Annotated in this window: 18 protein-coding genes; 4 read left to right on the top strand and 14 right to left on the bottom strand. The window is 73.8% G+C overall.

Features of this window, described 5'->3' with window-relative positions:
• Positions 1 to 89: 89 nt before the first annotated feature.
• From ABD345_RS14925 to ABD345_RS14905, 5 genes are all read right to left on the bottom strand, one after another.
• Positions 90 to 1,160 carry an aminoglycoside phosphotransferase family protein gene (locus ABD345_RS14925; RefSeq protein ID WP_344552549.1) on the bottom strand — a complete coding sequence of 357 codons (1,071 nt, stop codon included), beginning with the start codon at positions 1,158 to 1,160 and terminating at the stop codon, positions 90 to 92.
• 231 nt (positions 1,161 to 1,391) lie between these two features.
• On the bottom strand, positions 1,392 to 1,637 hold the full coding sequence (locus ABD345_RS14920) for a hypothetical protein (RefSeq protein ID WP_033212161.1): 246 nt from the start codon (positions 1,635 to 1,637) through the stop codon (positions 1,392 to 1,394).
• Positions 1,638 to 1,801: 164 nt separating this feature from the next.
• A complete protein-coding gene (locus ABD345_RS14915) occupies positions 1,802 to 2,170 on the bottom strand; it encodes a WhiB family transcriptional regulator (protein WP_344552548.1) in 369 nt (122 codons plus the stop codon).
• Between the two features lie 171 nt (positions 2,171 to 2,341).
• The gene (locus ABD345_RS14910; protein WP_344552547.1) at positions 2,342 to 2,758 is read right to left on the bottom strand and encodes a hypothetical protein; all 417 of its coding nucleotides are present in this window, start codon (positions 2,756 to 2,758) and stop codon (positions 2,342 to 2,344) included.
• 159 nt (positions 2,759 to 2,917) lie between these two features.
• Positions 2,918 to 5,194 (bottom strand): ATP-dependent DNA helicase UvrD2, encoded by a 2,277-nt coding sequence (locus ABD345_RS14905; RefSeq protein ID WP_344552546.1) that lies wholly within the window; start codon positions 5,192 to 5,194, stop codon positions 2,918 to 2,920.
• A 168-nt stretch (positions 5,195 to 5,362) separates the two neighbouring features.
• Between ABD345_RS14905 and ABD345_RS14900 the strand changes: the two genes are divergently transcribed.
• Positions 5,363 to 5,617: a mycoredoxin gene (locus ABD345_RS14900; RefSeq protein WP_344552545.1), complete on the top strand. Its 255-nt coding sequence runs from the start codon at positions 5,363 to 5,365 to the stop codon at positions 5,615 to 5,617.
• A gap of 78 nt (positions 5,618 to 5,695) precedes the next feature.
• Here the strand turns inward: ABD345_RS14900 and ABD345_RS14895 are convergent, their stop codons facing one another.
• Positions 5,696 to 6,811, bottom strand: a complete 1,116-nt coding sequence (locus ABD345_RS14895; RefSeq protein ID WP_344552543.1) for a helix-turn-helix domain-containing protein — start codon at positions 6,809 to 6,811, stop codon at positions 5,696 to 5,698.
• Positions 6,812 to 6,976: 165 nt separating this feature from the next.
• Between ABD345_RS14895 and ABD345_RS14890 the strand changes: the two genes are divergently transcribed.
• Both ABD345_RS14890 and ABD345_RS14885 read left to right on the top strand, forming a co-directional pair.
• Positions 6,977 to 7,099 (top strand): hypothetical protein, encoded by a 123-nt coding sequence (locus ABD345_RS14890; protein ID WP_344552541.1) that lies wholly within the window; start codon positions 6,977 to 6,979, stop codon positions 7,097 to 7,099.
• A complete protein-coding gene (locus ABD345_RS14885) occupies positions 7,092 to 7,274 on the top strand; it encodes a hypothetical protein (protein WP_344552540.1) in 183 nt (60 codons plus the stop codon). The genes ABD345_RS14890 and ABD345_RS14885 overlap by 8 nt, the downstream gene beginning before the upstream one ends.
• A gap of 313 nt (positions 7,275 to 7,587) precedes the next feature.
• On the opposite strand, the gene ABD345_RS14880 is transcribed toward ABD345_RS14885, so the two are convergent.
• The 7 genes from ABD345_RS14880 to ABD345_RS14850 all read right to left on the bottom strand — a co-directional run bounded on the left by ABD345_RS14880 (position 7,588) and on the right by ABD345_RS14850 (position 15,778).
• Positions 7,588 to 7,695: a helix-turn-helix domain-containing protein gene (locus tag ABD345_RS14880; protein WP_344552539.1), complete on the bottom strand. Its 108-nt coding sequence runs from the start codon at positions 7,693 to 7,695 to the stop codon at positions 7,588 to 7,590.
• A gap of 392 nt (positions 7,696 to 8,087) precedes the next feature.
• On the bottom strand, positions 8,088 to 8,876 hold the full coding sequence (locus ABD345_RS14875) for a GntR family transcriptional regulator (protein ID WP_344552538.1): 789 nt from the start codon (positions 8,874 to 8,876) through the stop codon (positions 8,088 to 8,090).
• Positions 8,877 to 9,058: 182 nt separating this feature from the next.
• Positions 9,059 to 10,000, bottom strand: a complete 942-nt coding sequence (gene nudC / locus ABD345_RS14870; protein ID WP_344552537.1) for an NAD(+) diphosphatase — start codon at positions 9,998 to 10,000, stop codon at positions 9,059 to 9,061.
• A 40-nt stretch (positions 10,001 to 10,040) separates the two neighbouring features.
• Positions 10,041 to 11,435, bottom strand: a complete 1,395-nt coding sequence (locus ABD345_RS14865; protein WP_344552536.1) for a dipeptidase — start codon at positions 11,433 to 11,435, stop codon at positions 10,041 to 10,043.
• A 92-nt stretch (positions 11,436 to 11,527) separates the two neighbouring features.
• Positions 11,528 to 14,353, bottom strand: coding sequence for an FtsX-like permease family protein (locus tag ABD345_RS14860; protein ID WP_344552535.1), 2,826 nt, complete (start codon positions 14,351 to 14,353; stop codon positions 11,528 to 11,530).
• Positions 14,350 to 15,150 carry an ABC transporter ATP-binding protein gene (locus tag ABD345_RS14855; protein WP_344552534.1) on the bottom strand — a complete coding sequence of 267 codons (801 nt, stop codon included), beginning with the start codon at positions 15,148 to 15,150 and terminating at the stop codon, positions 14,350 to 14,352. Before ABD345_RS14855 ends, ABD345_RS14860 begins: the two co-directional genes overlap by 4 nt.
• 16 nt (positions 15,151 to 15,166) lie before the next feature.
• Positions 15,167 to 15,778 carry a PadR family transcriptional regulator gene (locus ABD345_RS14850; RefSeq protein WP_344552533.1) on the bottom strand — a complete coding sequence of 204 codons (612 nt, stop codon included), beginning with the start codon at positions 15,776 to 15,778 and terminating at the stop codon, positions 15,167 to 15,169.
• A 78-nt stretch (positions 15,779 to 15,856) separates the two neighbouring features.
• Between ABD345_RS14850 and ABD345_RS14845 the strand changes: the two genes are divergently transcribed.
• Positions 15,857 to 16,765, top strand: a complete 909-nt coding sequence (locus ABD345_RS14845) for an endonuclease/exonuclease/phosphatase family protein (RefSeq protein WP_344552532.1) — start codon at positions 15,857 to 15,859, stop codon at positions 16,763 to 16,765.
• Between the two features lie 120 nt (positions 16,766 to 16,885).
• Here ABD345_RS14845 and ABD345_RS14840 read toward each other — a convergent pair whose 3' ends face one another.
• Positions 16,886 to 18,073: a PP2C family protein-serine/threonine phosphatase gene (locus tag ABD345_RS14840; protein ID WP_344552531.1), complete on the bottom strand. Its 1,188-nt coding sequence runs from the start codon at positions 18,071 to 18,073 to the stop codon at positions 16,886 to 16,888.
• Positions 18,074 to 18,253 lie beyond the last annotated feature (180 nt).

Genomic DNA, 18,253 nt, shown 5'->3' with positions numbered 1-18,253 from the left:
GGCCTCCGGGCCCGGGTACCCGGAGGAGCTGGCCCGGATGCTGGAGCGGTGCGGGGTGACGGTCGTCCGGGCCTGAGCGGCCCGGGCCGTCAGGTCCGCTCGGTGCCGAGCGGGCCGGCGGTGGGCCAGGTGGTGCGGGCGCGGGCGGCGAGGGTGCCGCAGAAGCGGCCGAAGACCGGCAGCGCGGTGTCGGCGTCGGCCAGTTCGGCGACCACCCGCAGGCGGTGCAGGATGCGGCGGCGGGCGGTGGCGTTGCCCCAGGTCCAGTCGCCGTGGTGGAGCCGGGCCAGGTGGTCGGCGGTGCCGCGTTCGGCCTTGGGGACGAGGGCGTCGCCGCGGATCAGCCAGCCGGCGCAGGCGTCGGCGAGTTCGGCGGCGCCGGGGGCCGCGGTGCCGGTGGCCGCCCGCCAGGCGGTGCGGTAGGCGGCTTCGGCCTCGGCCAGGTCGGCGGCGGGCTGGGTGGTGGCGCACCAGCAGGTGGGGAAGCCGACCCGCAGGTAGGCGAGTTCGACCGCGCCGGGGCCGAGGGCGGACTGCTCGAAGTCGACGAACCGGACGCCGTCGGCGGTGTGCAGGTCGTTGCCGGGGCAGGGGTCGCCGTGCAGCAGCGCGTGCCGGACGGGGGTGGCGGAGAGCCGGTCGACCAGGGCCTCGGCCTCGGCGCGGGCGCCGGGCGGGGCGGGCACGTCGAGGATCCGGGCGAGCGCGATGAAGCAGCCGAGGTCGCGCTCGGTCGGGCCGGTCCAGGCGGGCAGGTCGGTGCCGGGGGGCGTCCCGGCGAGGTCGTCGAGGTCGGCGGGGGCGCTGGCGTGCAGCCCGGCCAGCGCGGTGGCGTAGTCGCGCTGCCAGCCGGGCCCCGGGGTGCGGTCCTCCAGGCGTTCCAGCACCAGCAGGCGGCGGGCCGGGTCGGTGCCGAGCAGCGCGGGCACCACCGGGGGGCCGGGGCGGCCGGGCCGGGCGGCCAGGGCGAGCGCGGCGGCCTCGCGGGCGAACCGCTCGTCGGCGCCGGGCGAGTCGACCAGTTGCTTGACCACCACCGGACGGCCGGAGAGTTCGGCCCGCCAGACCCGGGAGCGCGGGCTGCTGACCAGGCGGCGGACCTTGCGCGGCTGGCCGAGGACGGTGCGCAGCTTCTCGCCGAGCGGGAGGGAGGGCCACATGGGGCCCATCCTTGCACGACCCGTTCGAGAGGCGAACAGGGGTGCGGGTGGCGGCAATTGGGCCCGGTGGAATGAATGCGGCGGAACGGGGGCAGACGGTACCGGGGCAGCGCCGGGGGCCCCGGAAACACGCCGACGGCCGACTTCCCGGGGGCGGGAAGTCGGCCGTCGGCGTTCAGGGGCGGTTCACCGGCGGGGCCTCGTGGTCGGCCGGCCGGGGTGGAGCGTCCGTCACATCAGGGCGACGGCGAGGGCCTTGCGGGCGCGCAGGGAGGCACGTTCGGCCTTGCGGCGCAGTCGCGCCGCGCGCATCACCCGCAGGCCGAGGCGTTGCTCCTCGGCCTCGTGGAGGCGTTGCTGCATATGCGCGCGCGCCAGGGATTCTTGCAGGAGATTCATCTCAAGGGTCCTGTTCTGGATCTGGAGTTCGGTGGTCTGCTCGGAGCGGACGGTCGGATCGATGCCGGCGGGGTTCATGTGGTGGTCCTGCTCGTGGTGCGTGCTCGGGAAGGGACGGGTCAGTTCTGCGTCGGCCTTGGCGGCCGCGATGCGTACCGAGTGGCGCAGAGCGGTGTCCAGCGGGGGCTGCTCTCCCCTGCGGACGGCTCCGGTGCCGCTGCGGACGGTCCTGGCTGCGGGGTTCACGCCATGACCTCGGTCTTGCGCGGACGGCCACGCGGGCGCTTCCGGGCGACGACGACGCCCTGCACGAAGAGCTCACCGCCCCAGACGCCCCAGGGCTCGCGGCGCTCGACGGCACCGGTGAGACAGGCGGCCTTGACGGGGCAGGTGCCACACAGCGACTTGGCGTACTCGACGTCCGCGGGGGTCTCCGCGAAGAAGACCTCCGGGTCGAAGGCCCGGCACGGGATCGGGAGCCCGAGCGAGTCAGCCTCGTCGATGGCGGTGAGCTGCATGAGTGTTACCTCCGGGGGATCGGCCTGGTCGGCCTTGACGGTCTTGTCGGTCGGTACGGACGGGAGGGGCGGCGGTGTGATGACCGTGGACACTGTGGGCGTCTTCCTCGTCTTCGATGTGGATCCGGCCGTTCCGTGGTTCGGATCGGGCCGGAGGCCCCGTGGGGCCTGGGTAGGTCTTGCGTACCGGACAAAACAGAAGGGCCGCGGAACCCGGTTACTGGGTTTCCGCGGCCCTGGAGGCACCGCCCGTGACTGGCTCAGTCAGGGTCGTTCGCTCCAGGGTCCAGGCCCGCGGAAAGCCTGCTTCCGGCCTGCCTCGGCGCCGCGAGCGGCGGCCTCGGCCAGGGAGGTCTGCTGGTCCTGCTTGTTGGATCCGGCACCGATGACGGCCGCATAGCGCCCATGCAGGGCTTCTGCCGCTACTGCCTTCGGTGCCTCGGTCGGTCGCTCGTCGGACAGCGAAATGCCGTCGACAAACACCGCCCAGTCACGGGGGAGACCTGCCTCGACACGGGTGCCCACAGCATTGCCGAGATCACTGACAAGGCAGTGCTCCGACAGCAGGGCTCCGGCGTTGCCGCCGGCCGTACCGAGACCCAGACCCGTCACGCTGACGCGCGAGGGCATGGCGAGGGTGGTCATCAGGCTGGTCATTTTCGTGATCATCGTGGTCTCCACTGAACTCGCCTCCTCTCGGCGTCTCGCGGTGCCCGGTCGCCCGGGTTCCGGTATCTGGTTGATGGTCGGCGCACGCAGAAACAGGCCCTCTGCGAGCTTCGCGGTCTCGTCCCCTTGACCGCTCCGGCAGGCTATTGCGCCGTACACGCGGCGCGCAAACTATTTTTCCGGCGAGTTCTCAGCCTCGTTCTCAGCTTCGCCCTCGGCGGGGGCGGGCTCCGGCTCCCGGTCGGTCTCCCCCGCCGGTCCGGGACTCTCCCCCGCACACAACAAGAGCACGTCGGCGCCGTACTTGTCCAGCTTCATGGCGCCCACCCCGGAGATCCTGGACAACTCGGCGAGGCTGCCCGGCACGGCCTCCGCGATGGCCTCCAGGGTGGCGTCGGTGAACACCACGTAGGCGGGGGCGCCCTGTTCCTTGGCCTTGACCAGGCGCCACTCGCGCAGCCGCTCGTACAGCGCCTCGTCCATGTCGGACGGGCAGCCCTCGCAGCGGCGGAGCTTGAGCTCGCGGGCCTCGGTCAGGGTGCGCTCGCACACCCGGCACTTGACCGGGCCTCTAGTCCGGCGCGCGGCGGAGCGCTCCGCGCCGGGTTCGACGCCCCCGCGCCCGCCGCGGGTGCGCGCGCCGGGGGCGCCGGAGCCGGGGCGCAGCCCGTCCAGGAAGCGGGTGGGCTTGCGGGAGGCGCGGCCGCCCGGGGAGCGGGAGAGCGACCAGGAGAGGGTGAGGAAGCGGCGGGCCCGGGTGACGCCGACGTACAGCAGCCGGCGCTCCTCCTCGACCTGCTCGTCGGTCTTGGCGTAGATGATCGGCAGCGTGCCCTCGCTCAGGCCGACCAGGAACACCGCGTCCCACTCCAGGCCCTTGGCGGCGTGCAGCGAGGCCAGCGTGACGCCCTCGACGGCGGGGGCGTGCTGGGCGGCGGCCCGGGCGTCCAGCTCGGCGACGTAGGCGGCCAGGTCGGTGCGCTCCCCCGCGGCGGTGCGGGCGGCCTCGAACTCCTCGGCGAGCCGGACCAGCGCGTTCAGCGACTCCCAGCGCTCGCGGACGGCGCCGGAGCCGGCCGGCGGGGTGGCCGCGAAGCCGCGGGTGGCGAGCACCGCGCGGACCTGGGCGGCGAGGTCGGGCGCGCCGGAGGTGAGCGGGTCGTCGGCGGCCCGGGCGGCGCCCTTGAGCAGCACCCCGGCCTCGCGGACCTCGGGGCGCTCGAAGAACCGCTCGGCGCCCTTGAGCTGGTAGGCGATGCCGAGGTCGGCGAGGGCCTGCTCGTACACCTCGGACTGGCTGTTGGTGCGGAACAGCACGGCGACCTCGCTGGCCCGCACGCCGGTGCCGAGCAGGTCGCGGATCAGCCGGGCGGTGGACTCGGCCTCGGTCGGCTCGTCCGGGTACTCGCGGTAGACCGGCTCGGGGCCGGCCTCGCGCTGCGAGACCAGCTCCAGCCGGTGCTGGGCGGCCTGGCCGCGGGCCTGCGCGAGCAGCCCGTTGGCCAGGTGCACGACCTGCGGGGTGGAGCGGTAGTCCCGGACCAGCTTGACCACGGTGGCGTCGGGGTGCCGGTGGCGGAAGTTCAGCAGGTGGTCGGGGGTGGCGCCGGTGAAGGAGTAGATGGTCTGGCTGGCGTCGCCGACGACGCAGAGGCTGGCGCCGCCGTCGCCGCCCGTCCACTGCTCCAGCAGGCGCTGCTGGAGCGGGGAGACGTCCTGGTACTCGTCGACGGTGAAGTGCCGGTACTGGGAGCGGACCCGGTCGGCGATCTCCGGGCGCTCCTCCAGGATGGCGGCGGTGAGCAGCAGCACGTCCTCGAAGTCGATCAGGTCGCGCTCGCCCTTGAGCTTCTCGTACGCGCGGTAGACCCGGGCGGTCTCCGCCGGGTCGCGCGGGGCCTCCCGGCCGGACTTGGCGAGGGCGGTCGGGTAGTCGTCGGGGACGACCTGGGTGACCTTGGCCCACTCGATCTCGGCCGTCAGGTCGCGCAGTTCGGTGCGCTGGACGCGCAGGCCGCTGCGGCCGGCCGCCTCGGCGACCAGCTGGACCTTGCGCTCCATCAGCCGGGGGAAGGCGCCGCCGACGGCGCGCGGCCAGAAGTACTGGAGCTGGCGCAGCGCGGCGGAGTGGAAGGTGCGGGCCTGCACGCCGTCGGCGCCGAGCTGGCGCAGCCGGCCGCGCATCTCGCCGGCGGCGCGGGCGGTGAAGGTGACGGCGAGGACCTGGGCGGGGTGGTAGACGCCGCTGCGCACGCCGTAGGCGATCCGGTGGGTGATGGCGCGGGTCTTGCCGGTGCCGGCGCCGGCCAGCACGCAGACCGGGCCCTGCAGGGCGGTGGCCACGGCCCGCTGCTCGGGGTCGAGCCCGGCCAGCACCGCGTCCGCTCCGGCGGGGGCGTGGCCGTACTGGGCGTGGGGGTCGTCGAACCCGAGGAGGTCTTCCTGCATGCCCCCATCCTCGCAGGCGGGCCGGACAGTCCGGACGGGTCTGTCCACAGGCCGCCGGTGATGGTCGGATCGTCGGACCGCGATCCGCTCCGGAATGGGTCCGGGCCGCCGGACGTTGCACCGGGCGGCCGCCCGGCCACCGTCCGTCGACCGAAGGAGTCCCTCGCCATGTCCGGCACCGTCACGATGTACAGCACGACCTGGTGCGGCTACTGCAACCGCCTCAAGAGCCAGCTGGAGCGCGAGGGCATCGCCTACACGGAGGTCAACATCGAGCAGGACCCGGCCTCGGCGTCCTACGTGGAGTCGGTGAACGGCGGCAACCAGACCGTGCCGACGGTCGTGGTGGTCTCCGCCGCCGGCGCCGAGAGCGTGATGACCAACCCGAGCCTGCGCCAGGTCCAGGCCGCACTGGTGGACTGACCTGCGCGAGCATCATGCAGAGGCCCCCTCCACCGGGGGCCTCTTGCTGTCTGCACAGGTCGGCCGGAGCCGACCCCGCTACGCCGTGATCTCGTCCATGAGCATGCGCAGGGTAAGGCTGTGTTTCTCGCGAGGGAGCGAGTCCAGCGCGGCACGCGCGTACCCGACTCCACCGGATCGGTCACCCGACCGGGCCAGCATCAGGCCACGGTGCATTTCAAGGTGCGTCCGGAACCGGGGCAGGGTGGCAGGCAGCTTCCTGGCGGCCTGCTCCTGCGCCTCGACCGCCCGGCGCTCGTCACCCAGACGAGCAGCCAGCAACGACACGAAGACGTTCATCCGCCACTCCGGCACCGCGTAGTCCGACTCCTCGCGGTCGCCGGAGGCGGCATGCTCGAACACCCGCCAGCCTTCATCTGTGAGGGCCAGGGCGGCCCTGTGGTCACCCTTGAGGGCCGCCACGTGCGCCTTGCCCATCAATGCGTTCAGGCGCCCCAGGGAAGGCCGGTCGGACAGGGCCAGGGCCTCATCCGCGAAACGGTCGGCAACGGTCAGTGAGGCCCCCTCGTAGCCCAGCGCGATAGCAGCCCGACCACGGACCCAGACGCGAGAGTCCGTGTCTCCCGACCTGTCGGCCGACGTAGCGGCCATGCGGTACCAATCAACGGCCTTGGAGCCGTCACTACCGGGGAACGTCTTCGCGTACAGCGTGGCCAGCTTCGCGGCCACGTCCCACATGCCCGGAGTCTCCAACTGCTGTTGCAGCACTACGAGATCAGCACTCAGGCGACGTTGGATCTCTGCCGCTCCGGCCGACATGTAGTCACGGCCGTACGTCGCCAACTTGGCTTGCCAGTCGTCCACCGACGGACGACGCCGCAAGGCGGCATCAAAGCCGTGGGTAAGAAGGTCGGACGCCACGATCGGCGCTATGGCCGTGGCAGCAACATCGGTGAGGAAGGTACGGCGGTCCACGTCAGCCAACTCCAAAGTTGCAAGCGGTACTTGCAGGACCGTCGCAAGGTGTCTCAGCCACCAAGGGCCCGGCTTCACCTTGCCCCGCTCCCACCGGCTGATTTCCTCGCGCGTGATGTTGGCCTTGTAACCCGTCGCCTTGCACAACTCCTCGGCCAACCGGCCCTGAGACCAACCGTGACCCCTGCGGAGATCACGGATCAACCCACCGATGCCCATGCGGGCATCATGCCCCTAACGCTGCCCCTACGCGGCCTGATTCCCGCCGGTAGACCAGTAGTCGAGCCGGAAGACTGACCAGGGGAGCACCACATGTCGGCAACCACCCAAGCAGAACATCGGTACAGGGTCGTACCCCTGCCCCCGCAGGAGGGCTTGCCCTCGGTGGACCTGTGGGGCGTGGCCAAGGAAGTCGGCGAAGGCGGTCCCATGACAGGGCCGGACGGCAAGCCGCTGGTCTTCTACAGCTTCCCCGACGCCGCACGGTGGGCGGACGACCATGCCTGAGCGGTGGGAGCCCCAGGAGGGGCAGGCGGCCTACGACCAGCAGTCCGGCCAGGTGGTCAGGGTCATGTCCGTGCACGGCTTCGGCGCGTTCGTCCGGCCCCTCAAGGGCGGACGCGAGAGCATCGCGAAGCTGTGCGACCTGATCCCGCCGGAGCAGCGGACGGAGCAGCCGTGACGGATGCATCCCGACGGGCCTGGGAGGCGGCTTCCCGGCTGGCGGCGCTGACGGGTGCGGAGGTGCGGGTTTCGGAGGATGCCGAAGGGGTCCGCATCAGGCTCCCGGTGAATTCAAACGACAGCGACGTAGACCCCTTGGAAGTGCTTGCCGTCCTGGGTACGTCCGACCGCTACGGGCACCGAGGATCATCCAACGGCCACGGACACCTGTGGGCCGTCTACTACGAGAAGCGCTCCTGACCGTCCCGGACATGACGGGAGCCGCCCACCCGCGATGAGTGGACGGCTCCCAATTACCGCTGCGCTGCGCCCTACTCGGTCCCGAAGGCCCGGTACAGGGTCGCCCGGCTGATCCCGAGCGCCTTAGCGATCGCGGTCACACTCTCGCCCTTTGCCTTGCGGGCGCGGGCTATCCTCATCGAGGACGGTCGGCCGTCCACCGGTCCGCCCCTGAGCCTTGGCGGCCTCAAGACCGGCCTTCGTGCGGTCCTTCGAGGTCCATTTCTTCCGCGTCCGCCCGCTTGGTGATGCGGGTTCGCTGGACCTCCGGCCCTGTCTGGTTCTCGTTCCCGACCGAGATTCGAACGACCCCCAGAGCCCGCAGCCTGTCCATCTCTTGACCCCTACCACCTGCCTGATCACGTACGGGCCACCGCAAGGCGGCCGGGAGGGAACTTTCAAGACCGTGCCGACGGTCGTGGTGGTCTCCGCCGCCGGGGCCGAGAGCGTGATGACCAACCCGAGCCTGCGCCAGGTCCAGGCCGCGCTGGTCTGAGCCGCCCCGGCCGGAGGGCCCCGGGAGGTCCCGGGGTCAGCCGGCCACCGCGCCGTCGCCGAGCTCGTACAGCAGCCGGGCCCGGTCGGCGGCGTAGCGGGTCTCCACCACCCGGATCGGGCCGCGCCGGTCGCTGCTGATCCGGGTGTTGACCAGCAGCGGCACCCCGGGGCCGAGCCCGAACCAGGCGGCCTCGGCCGGGTCGGGCATCCGGGCGGTCAGGTGGTCGGTGGCGGCGGTCTCGGTCCGGCCGAGCTGCGCCAGTATCCGCTCGTCCCCGCCGGGGACGGGCTGGTCCTGCATCAGCGGGGTGCCGGCGGCCAGTCCGGCCCGGTAGTGGCTCTCCTCGATGGCGTACGGCTCGTGGTCGACCCGGCAGAGCTGGCGGCGCATCATCACGGTGTCCTCGGGCCGCAGTCCGAGCCAGGCGGCGATGTCGCGGCGGGCCCGGACGGCGGCCACCTCGAAGTCGACGGTGAGCTGCCGCCCGGCGGCCACCGCCTCGGCGGCGTACACCTCGGCGCTGGGGGTGAGCGGTTCGCGGCGGGCCGGGCGGGGCGGCCGGGCGTGCACCCGGTGGTCGTGCCGGGAGGGCTCGCGCAGGTAGGTGCCCTTGCCCTGGACGCGCACCACCCGGCCCTCGTTGACCAGCACGTCCACGGCGAGCCGGACGGTGTTGCGGGCGACCCCGTACTGCTCCTCCAGTTCGGTCTCGACCGGGAGCCGGCCGCCGCCCTCCCACTCGCCGGACGCGATGCGCCGGCGCAGGTCGGCGGCGAGCTGCTGGTACTTGGGCGGGTGCGCGGAGCCGCGGGGGATCGTCACGCGAGTGAATGTAGTCAGTGGGCTCGCGCGGTTTCAGCGGAATCCGACAACCGTGCCCCTGATTGGGGCACGGGAAACCCCGGCGGGGCGTTCCGCCGCGCCCGGGTGCTCCGGTCGGCCGGAGCCCGCCGGACGCACGGCGGGGGCGCGCGGACCGCTCCGCGCGCCCCCGTCGGCACCGGTCACCAGCGGGCGGCCGCCGGGAGCGGTTCGCCGTACCAGAGCTCGACCAGGTACCGGGCGATCGAGATGCCGGACGGCGGCAGGATCTCCCCCGCCACCATCCCGGCCCGCAGTTCCTCCCGGGTGAACCAGCGGGCCTCGGAGAGCTCCTCGCCGTCCACGGTGATCCCGGTGCCGTCGGGCAGCGCCCGGCCGAGGAAGCCGAGCATCAGGCTGGACGGGAACGGCCAGGGCTGGCTGGCCACGTACTCGACCTCGCCGACCCGGACGCCCGCCTCCTCCAGCACCTCGCGGGCGACCGCCTGCTCGATGGACTCGCCGGGCTCGACGAACCCGGCCAGCGTCGACCAGCGGCCCTCCGGCCAGAGCGCCTGGCGGCCCAGCAGGCAGCGGTCCTCGCCGTCGGTGATCAGCATGATCACCGCGGGGTCGGTGCGCGGGTAGTGCTCGGCCGCGCAGGAGGTGCAGCGGCGCAGGTGGCCGGCCCCGGCCTTCTCGGTGGGGTGACCGCAGCGGGAGCAGAAGGAGTGCAGCCGGTGCCAGTGCTCCAGCGCGACGGCGTGCACCAGCAGCCCGGAGTCCCGGTCGCTGAGCGTGCCGCCGACCTCGCGCAGGCCGGCCGGGCGGGCGTCGCCGTCGAGCCGGCCGGGCAGCGACTCGCAGTCCAGCGCGAAGTAGTGGGTGCCGTCCTCGTCGGTGCCCAGGAAGTACCGGTGGCCGGACTCCGGGGCCTCGAAGGAGGGCAGCAGCACCAGTTCGCTGCCGGTGGCGGTGTCCACCACGAAGGCTTCGCCGCCGGCGATCGGCAGCACCCGGGTGGTGGGGTGGCTCCAGGCCGCGGCCAGCCAGGGCTCGTCCAGCCGGCGGTGCGCCGCCCGGTCCACCCCGGCGCGGGCCAGCGCGAGGTGCTTGGTCTCGGGTGCGCTGCTCAACTCGTCCATCCCCGTTCGCGTTCGGTGCGGTGGTGGTGGCGGCGGGCCGTCACCGGAAGTTCTCCGCGAGGTCGCCCCACAGGTGGGCTGCGGTCTCGACGCCCTTGCGCAGCAGGTCGAGCTCCACCTTCTCGTTGATCGAGTGCCAGCCGTCCGAGGGCACCGAGATGCCGAGGAACAGCACCGGCGCCCCCAGCACGTCCTGCAGGTCGGCGGCCGGGCCGGAGCCCCCCTCGCGGGTGAACAGGATCTTCTGCTCGAAGGCCCGCTCCATCGCCCGGACGGTGGACCGCAGTGCGGGATGGTCCAGCGGCGTCAGGCAGGGGCGGGTCGCGCCGGGGAAGACGATCTCGTACCGGATGCCCTCCGGGACCTGCGCGGAAACCCAGGCCGCGACGGACTCCCGGACCTTTTCCACTTCTTGACCCGCGACCAGCCGGAAGGAGAGCTTCAGGTGCGCCTCGGCCGGGACGATGGTCTTGCCGCCGGGGCCGGTGTAGCCGCCCCAGATGCCGTTGACCTCGGCGGTCGGCCGGGCCCAGACCCGCTCCAGGGTGGTGTAGCCGGCCTCGCCCTGCGTGCCGTACGACTTGGCGACCTTCAGCCACTGCGCCTCGTCGAAGGGCAGTTCGGCGAAGAGCGCCCGCTCCTCGTCGGTGAGTTCGACCACGCCGTCGTAGAAGCCGGGGACGGCGACCCGGCGGTCGGCGTCGTGCAGGCCGGCCACCAGGGCGGCGGCCGTCTCGGCCGGGTTGGGGACGGCGCCGCCGAAGGAGCCGGAGTGGATGTCGTTGTCCGGGCCGTACAGGTCGATCTGGCAGTCGGCCAGGCCGCGCATGCCGGTGCACACCGTCGGGGTGGTCTCGGACCACATGCCGGTGTCGGAGATGATCACCACGTCGGCGGCGAGGCGCTCGGCCTCGCGGCGCACCAGGGCGGCGAAGTGCGGCGAGCCGGACTCCTCCTCGCCCTCGACCAGCAGCTTGAGGTTGACCGCGGGCGCGGTGCGGCCGGTGGCGGCGAGGTGGGCGCGCACGCCCAGGGTGTGGAAGAGGACCTGGCCCTTGTCGTCGGCGGCGCCGCGCGCGTACAGCCGGCGGCCGACCACGGTGGGTTCGAACGGGTCGGTGTCCCAGCCGTCCTCGCGGGCGGCGGGCTGCACGTCGTGGTGGCCGTAGACCAGCACGGTCGGCGCGCCCTCCTCGCCGGCGGGCCACTCGGCGAACACCGCCGGCAGCCCGTCCGTCTCCCACACCTCGGCGACCGGGAAGCCGGTCGCGCGCAGCTTGTCGGCCAGCCACTCGGCGGAGCGGCGGACCTCGCCCGCCCGGCCCGGTTCGGCGGAGACCGAGGGGATGCGCAGCCAGTCGGCGAGGTCGGCCAGGAAGGCCTCCTCGTGCTGGTCGATGAAGGAGCGGACGGCGCTGTCCGGCGTTTTCGTCATACGGACGACTTTAGTTCGCCCGGGTGGGTGCGTGCCCACGGCCTCCCCCGGCCGTGAGCACGGTCACTTCCCGGCGGTCCGCCGGCCGCGGGTCAGCCGGCCCGGCGGGTCAGCCCGATCTTGGACCGGGTGAGCAGCGCGGCCAGCAGGGCCGCCACCACGGGCAGGCCGACCAGCAGGAGGGCCAGGTCGGCCCACGGGACGGCGATGATCGCCTTGGCGTGGCCGACCATGTGGCCGTTGATCCAGAACGTCGAGTTCCGGGCCTCCAGGATCCGCAGCGCCACCGGTGGGACGGCCCCGCAGAGCAGGCCGAGCACCGCGCCCATCGCGGCGATCACCCCGCACTGGAAGCCGGACAGCCGCCGCCTGATGCCGCCGGACGCGCCGACCGCGGCCAGGGTGGCCAGGTCCTGCTGGGAGTCGGTGGCGGCCAGGCCGGTGGCGATGCCGGCCGCGCCGAGGGCGACCAGGGCGGCGAAGCCGATCAGGCCGGTGGTGATCAGGTCGCGCCCGGCCCGGAAGCCCTGCTCGACCGTCAGGTAGACGCTGTCGTCGAGCTTGGCGAGGTGCTCGCTGGCCTTCTGCGCCTGACCCTCGGTGAGTGCCTTGGCGGGCTTCCACATCGAGCCCTCGGCCTGGACGCCGAACCCGGCCTTCTCCGCGGTCTCCCGGCTCATCACGAGGGTGGCGAACGCGGCGGGCGAGTGCACCTCCACGGCCTCCACGGTGACGTCGTGGGTGGTGCCCCGGTAGTCGTTGGCGTCGATCTGCGCCTGGGTGGGCGGCTCCTCGGCCCGCAGGGTCACCTTGCCGTCGGCGACCCGGTCGGGGCGGAACACCAGCGCCTTGCCGTCCGCCAGGGCCCGTTCGGCGGCCGGGTCGTGGACGTCGAGCAGGTTGTGCAGCAGCGCGGCGTCGCCGATCAGGGTGTCGCCGAAGATGTTGCCCAGTTCCTCGGAGAGCGAGTTCATCCCGGCGCACCGGGGGTCGTTGTACGCCTGCTGCCGCTCCTCGTCGGTCTTCGCGTCCTCCGCCGGGCAGCGCTTGTCGATCGACTTCATCGTCTGGACGTACCCGCAGTCGTACTTCTTGGCACACTGTCCGGCGAGTGCGGTCGGGAGCAGCACGTCGGCGCGCTCCCCGAGGTCGCCGAGGTCCTTCTCGACGGCCGCGCGGACCGCCGCGATCTGGGTCGCGTCCTCGGCCGTGTAGCTGCGGTCCAGCAGCGCGACCGCGTTGGCCGGCAGCGAGGGCCGGTACTCCCGGCGCTGCTGCTCGACGTCGCTGGCGTGGTAGATGCCGACCGCGACGGCGCCGGCCACGGCGGCCATCACGGCGGCCACCGCGGGGGCCGTGCGGCCCCGGTTGCGCACCGAGTCGCGCAGCGCGAGCCGCGGGCTGAGCGGCAGCAGGCGGCCGAGCCGCCCGAACAGGCCGATCAGCAGCGGCGTGCACAGCAGCATGCCGATCTCGGCGATCACCGAGCCGCCGAGCAGGCCGGGCACGGCGGCGGTGTTGGTGGCCGCGCAGAGCATCGCCAGCGCGGTGCCGCCGGCCACCATCACCACGCCGAGCACGGCGACGACCCGGTTGGCGGGCTTGCTGCCGCCGCGGCCGGTGAGCGCCTCGACGACGTCCTGCCGGGCGGCCTGGACGGCGGGGACCACGGCCGCGAGCAGGCCGGTGACCAGGCCGACCAGGGCGACGGCGAGCAGGTCGAGGGGCTGCAGGTCGAAGTGGCCGAAGCGCCTGCCGGCGTACTCCTCGACCTGGTCGCGCAGCAGGCCGACCAGGCCGACGCCGCCGAGCAGTCCGAGCACGGCGCCGCCGGTGCCCAGCACCGCGCCGCCGGCCAGCACCACGGCCCGCACGTGCGAGCGGTCGCCGCCGCCGGCCGCGAGCAGGCCGAGCTGGCGGCGCGAGCGGCGGGCGCCGACCGCGAACGCGGGCCCGGCCAGCAGCACGATCTCCAGCAGCGCCATGCAGGGCACCATCGCGGCGACCGCCAGCACGCTCTTGTTCACCTCGCCGGAGGAGTACTGCTGTTCCTGGTAGTACGGCACGTCGGCGCGGGCCGGCGGGTGCAGCAGGACGTCCCGGGAGGTGACGAGGAAGCCGTACTCGTTGAACTCCCGCACCTTCGGCCAGTCGACCTGCTGCCCGGCGGGCAGCTTGACCAGCCAGCTCTCGGTGTTCTGCGGCCCGCTGCCGGCGGCCTCCGGGTCGGCCGCGGCGAGCGCGTCGACCACCGTGCCGGGGCGGCCGTACAGCCGGACCTCGCCCAGGCTGCCGGGGTCCTCGACGACGCCGGTGATGGTGTACGGCTTGGAGTCCAGGGCGCGCAGCGCGGTGCGGTCGCCGACCCGCAGGCCGGAGTAGTCCAGGAAGCCCCGGGTGGCGGCGAGTTGGTCGGGCTGGGTGGGGGCGCTGCCCTCGACCACGTTCAGCTTGCCGTGCCACACCGGGTCGGTCAGGTCGGCCTCCTCGATGGCCGCGGACATCCGGCCCTCCTTGGTGCTGACCGTGGCGCTCTTGAAGTTGCCGGTCGGCACCAGGACGGCCCCGGGCAGCAGTTGGGTGACCAGCTGCGCCGGGTCGGTGGCGGCGCTGCGCTTCTGCGCCTCGGTCGCCGGGTGGTCCTGGTCGGGGGACTGGCCCGTGTACTCGTCGCCCGCGGGGACCTGCTTGAGGCTGCCGCCGCGGACGGACAGGGTGACGGCGGCCTGGGCGGTGCCCATGGCGCGGTCGGCCTTCTCCGCCGGTTCCAGTTGGGCGCTGCGGGCGATCACGTCGACGCCGGCCACCCCGAGCACCGGCAGCGCGATCATCGCCAGGACGAGGGCGCTGCGGCCCTTGGCCCGGGCGGCGTCGCGGCGGGCGATCCGGAGGGCGGCGCGCCAGGCGCTGGGCTTCACCGGTCACCGTCCTCACGGGCGTTGGCGGCGGCGGTGACGAGCAGGGTCCCGGCGTCCTGCCGGGTGGTCTCGTCGACCAGCAGGCCGTCGCGCAGGAAGACCACCCGGTCCGCCCAGGCGGCGTGCCGGGCCTCGTGGGTGACCATCATGGCGGCGGCGCCGGCGTCGCAGCGGGCGCGCAGCACGGCGAGCACGGACTCGCCGGTGGTGGAGTCGAGGGCGCCGGTGGGTTCGTCGGCGAGCACCAGGCGGCGGTCGCCGATCAGCGCGCGGGCGATCGCGACGCGCTGCTGCTGGCCGCCGGACATGTCGTCGGGGAAGCGGTCGGCGAGTTCGGCGATGCCGAGCTCCTCCAGCGCGGCGAGCGCCTCGCGGCGGGAGGCGCGGGCGGAGACGCCGTCGAGTTCGCGGGGCAGCGCGATGTTCTCGGCGGCGGTGAGCGCCGGTATCAGGTTGTAGTCCTGGAAGACGTAGCCCACCGAGCGGCGGCGGACGGCGGCCAGCTTCTTGCGGTCGAGGTCGCCGAGGACGGTGCCCTCGACGACCACCCGGCCGCCGGTGGGGCTGTCCAGGCCGCCGGCCATGGTGAGCAGGGTGGACTTGCCGGAGCCGGAGGGCCCCATCACGGCGACCAGTTCGCCGGGGTAGACCCGCAGGTCGACGGCGCGCAGCGCGTGCACCTCGGCCGCGCCGTGGCCGTGCGTGCGGCTGACCCGGTCGAGGTGCAGGACGGGTTCCGCGGGCTTGAGCTGCGCGCCGGGCTCGAACTGGCCGGTCGGCTTGGGTTGTTCGGTCATCGCTCCCCCAGGAGGTTCAGATGCGGCCGCGGTCGCGGCTCTTGGCGGCGCGCCGGGCGGGCGGCGCGGCGGGTCCGGGCGGCGCGGCGGCGGCCCGTTCGGCGTGCTGGGCGAGCCGGGACTCGCAGTGGTCCAGCCAGCGGATCTCCGCCTCGGTCTGGAAGATCAGCTGCTCCAGCACCAGCAGCCAGGCCAGGTCGCCGCCGGACCCGGTGTCGGCGGCCAGCGCCCGGCCCTTGAGCCGGGTGTAGTCCTGGAGCGCCTGCATGCTGTGCCGGCGCTGGCCGTGCACCACGGCGGCCACGTCCACGCCCGGGATGGTCACCGCCATCGCCAGCTTGATCGCCAGTTCGTCGCGCGGCGGGTTGGTGCGCGGCACCGGGGTGTCGAACCAGCGGCGCAGTTCCAGGCGTCCTTCGTCGGTGACGGCGTAGAACTGGTGGCCCTCGTCGTCCTCTCCGGCGGCCTCCACCAGCCCGTCGCGCTCCAGGCGGCCCAGCGTGGTGTAGACCTGACCGACGTTCAGCGGCCAGGTCGCCCCCGTCCTGGCCTCGAACTCGGTTCTCAGTTGGTAGCCGTAGCGCGGGCCCTGGTCGAGCAGGGCGAGCAGGCCGTGACGGATCGACATACTGAGTATGTATACCCGGTATGGCCGTCTCCGCTCAAGCCGCCACCCCGTTCACCCCGGCCCGGTACGGTCGACGGCGTGACCACACTGCGGATCGCCACGTACAACCTGCTGCACGGCCAACCGCTCGCCCCCGACGGCAGTCCCGCGCCCTACCCCGTCGACCCGGGGGCCCCGCTGGCCGACGCCGTCGCCGCCCTCGACGCCGACGTGCTCGCCCTCCAGGAGGTCGACCGCCACCAGGAGCGCTCCGGCCGCACCGACCAGGCGGCCGTCGCCGCGAAGGCCATGGGCGCCGCCGACTGGCGCTTCGCCGCCGCGCTGCACGGCGTCCCCGCGCCCGGCGCGGGCTGGGTCCCCGACCCCGTCCGGCCCGGCCTCGCCGTCTACGGCCCCGGCGACCTCGACGACGCCTCCCGGCCCTCCTACGGCACCGCGCTGCTCACCCGGCTGCCCGTGCTGCACTGGCGGGCCCGCCGGTTCGCGCCCGCGCCCTTCGGCCTGCCGCTGCGGGTCGCCGGGCGGCGCGGGCTCACCCCCGTCCCGGACGAGCCGCGGGCGGCGCTGGCCGCCGTACTGGCCGGGCCGGGCGGGGAGTTCACGGTGGTGGCCGCGCACCTGTCCTTCGTCCCGGGCTGGAACGTCGGGCAGCTCGCCGCGATCCGGCGCTGGATCGCCGACCTGCCGCAGCCCTACCTGGTGCTGGGCGACTTCAACCTGATCGGCGCGGTGCCGCGCACCGTGCTCGGCTCGGCGCACGCGATCCAGCGCACCGCGCGGCGCGAACGGGTCCGCACCGCGCGGCGCACCCGCCTCCAGGGCTGGTACGACCTGGCCCGCACCCCCACCTACCCCGCGCACCGCCCGACCGTCCAGTTCGACCACATCCTGGGCATCGGCGTCCCCCGCAACACCGTCGGCTCGGTCTCCGCCCCGCGCACGGGGGTGTCCGACCACCGGCCGTTGGTCGTCGACATCGAAGCCTAGGAACCGGGGGCTCGGGGAACGGCGAGCCCGGGTCCGCGCGAGGTTCACTGCCGGAGCGCGCGTCGGCTTCCGGTTCGGTCCAAGACACGCGGCAGCACGGCCTCGCCGTTCCCCGGGCCCCTAGATGCGCGCCTCCCGGCCCTCCGGGGACTCGCTCTGCGTCGGCAGGACGACCGGGTCGAACTGGAGCAGCAGCATCGCCGCGTCGTCGCCGAGCTTGTGGCCGACGTGGCGGACGACGTCGTCGTGGAGGCGGTGCAGGACTTCGACCGGGCCGCCGTCGGCGAGCAGCGGGAGGCGGTCGGCGAGGGGGTAGAAGGCGCCGCGGTGGTCGCGGGCCTCGATGACGCCGTCGGTGTAGAGCAGGATGCGGTCGCCGGGTTCGGCTTCGAGGAGCTGGAGCGGGGGCCGCACGTCGGCGGGGTCGAGGACGCCGAGCGGGGGGACGGTCTCGTCGGCGGCCAGCAGTCGCGGCGCGTCCTCGCCGCGGAGCAGGACGGGTGCGGGGTGGCCGCAGTTGGCGATCTCCAGGACGCCGTCGGGGCGGACGCCGATCAGCACCAGGGTGACGAACTCCTCCTCGACGCCGGGGTGCTCGTTCTCGTGCAGGGCCCGGTCGAGGCTGACCGCGAGCCAGCCGGCCACCCGGTCGAGGGCGGCCTCCTGGTGCGCGGCCTCGCGGAAGGCGCCGAGCACGGCGGCGGCGGTCTCGACCGCGGCGAGGCCCTTGCCGCGGACGTCGCCCACCACGGCGCGCACGCCGTGCCGGGTGTGGACGACCTCGTACAGGTCGCCGCCGATCGAGGCGTGGGCCGCGGCGGCAGCGTAGCGGACGGCGGCGCGGACCGGGCCGACCCGTTCGGGGACCGGGCGCAGCAGCACCCGGCGGGCGATCTCGGCGACCAACTGGGCCTCGGCCAGGGCGACTTCCTGGCGCAGCCGCAGGTTGGCGCTGAGGTGGCCGATGCCGGCGATGATGACGATGGCGGCGACCGTGGCGGTGTGCACGGACTGGCCGAGGATGTCGTGGTACCAGGCCGTCCCGAAGGCGCTGACCTCGGCGAGGGCGCCGGTCAGCAGCGGGTACCAGGTGCGGCGGGAGACCACCGCGGCGAGGGCGGGGACGGCGGTCAGGGCGGGTTCGACGGTGACCTGGCTGTTGGTCAGCAGGTCGAGGGCGAGGATCAGTGCCATGCCGATCAGCGGCAGGGCGTGCGAGGTCTTGGGCCAGGTGCCGGTGACGGTTCCCGGCACGGGGCCCGGGGTGGGGCCGTGGAGGACGTCCCTGATCCATCCGGTCGCGCTCAACGTCGGTCTCTCCAGCGGAAGGTGCGGGTGCTGCTCGGCACCGGCGGGTCTGACGGGAGGTCAAGGGGTCGGGAGAGCCCTGACGGCGGCCGGAGTACGAGGGATGACCGGTTACCGACCCCACAATAGGCACGAAACGTGCAGGGCGCACGGGTTTCGCGTGATCTCGTGACGGGTTGG

The organism is Kitasatospora saccharophila (assembly GCF_039529925.1).
In the GTDB taxonomy this organism is placed as follows: Bacteria; Actinomycetota; Actinomycetes; order Streptomycetales; family Streptomycetaceae; genus Kitasatospora; species Kitasatospora saccharophila.
This window is presented reverse-complemented; position numbering and strand designations above follow the sequence as displayed.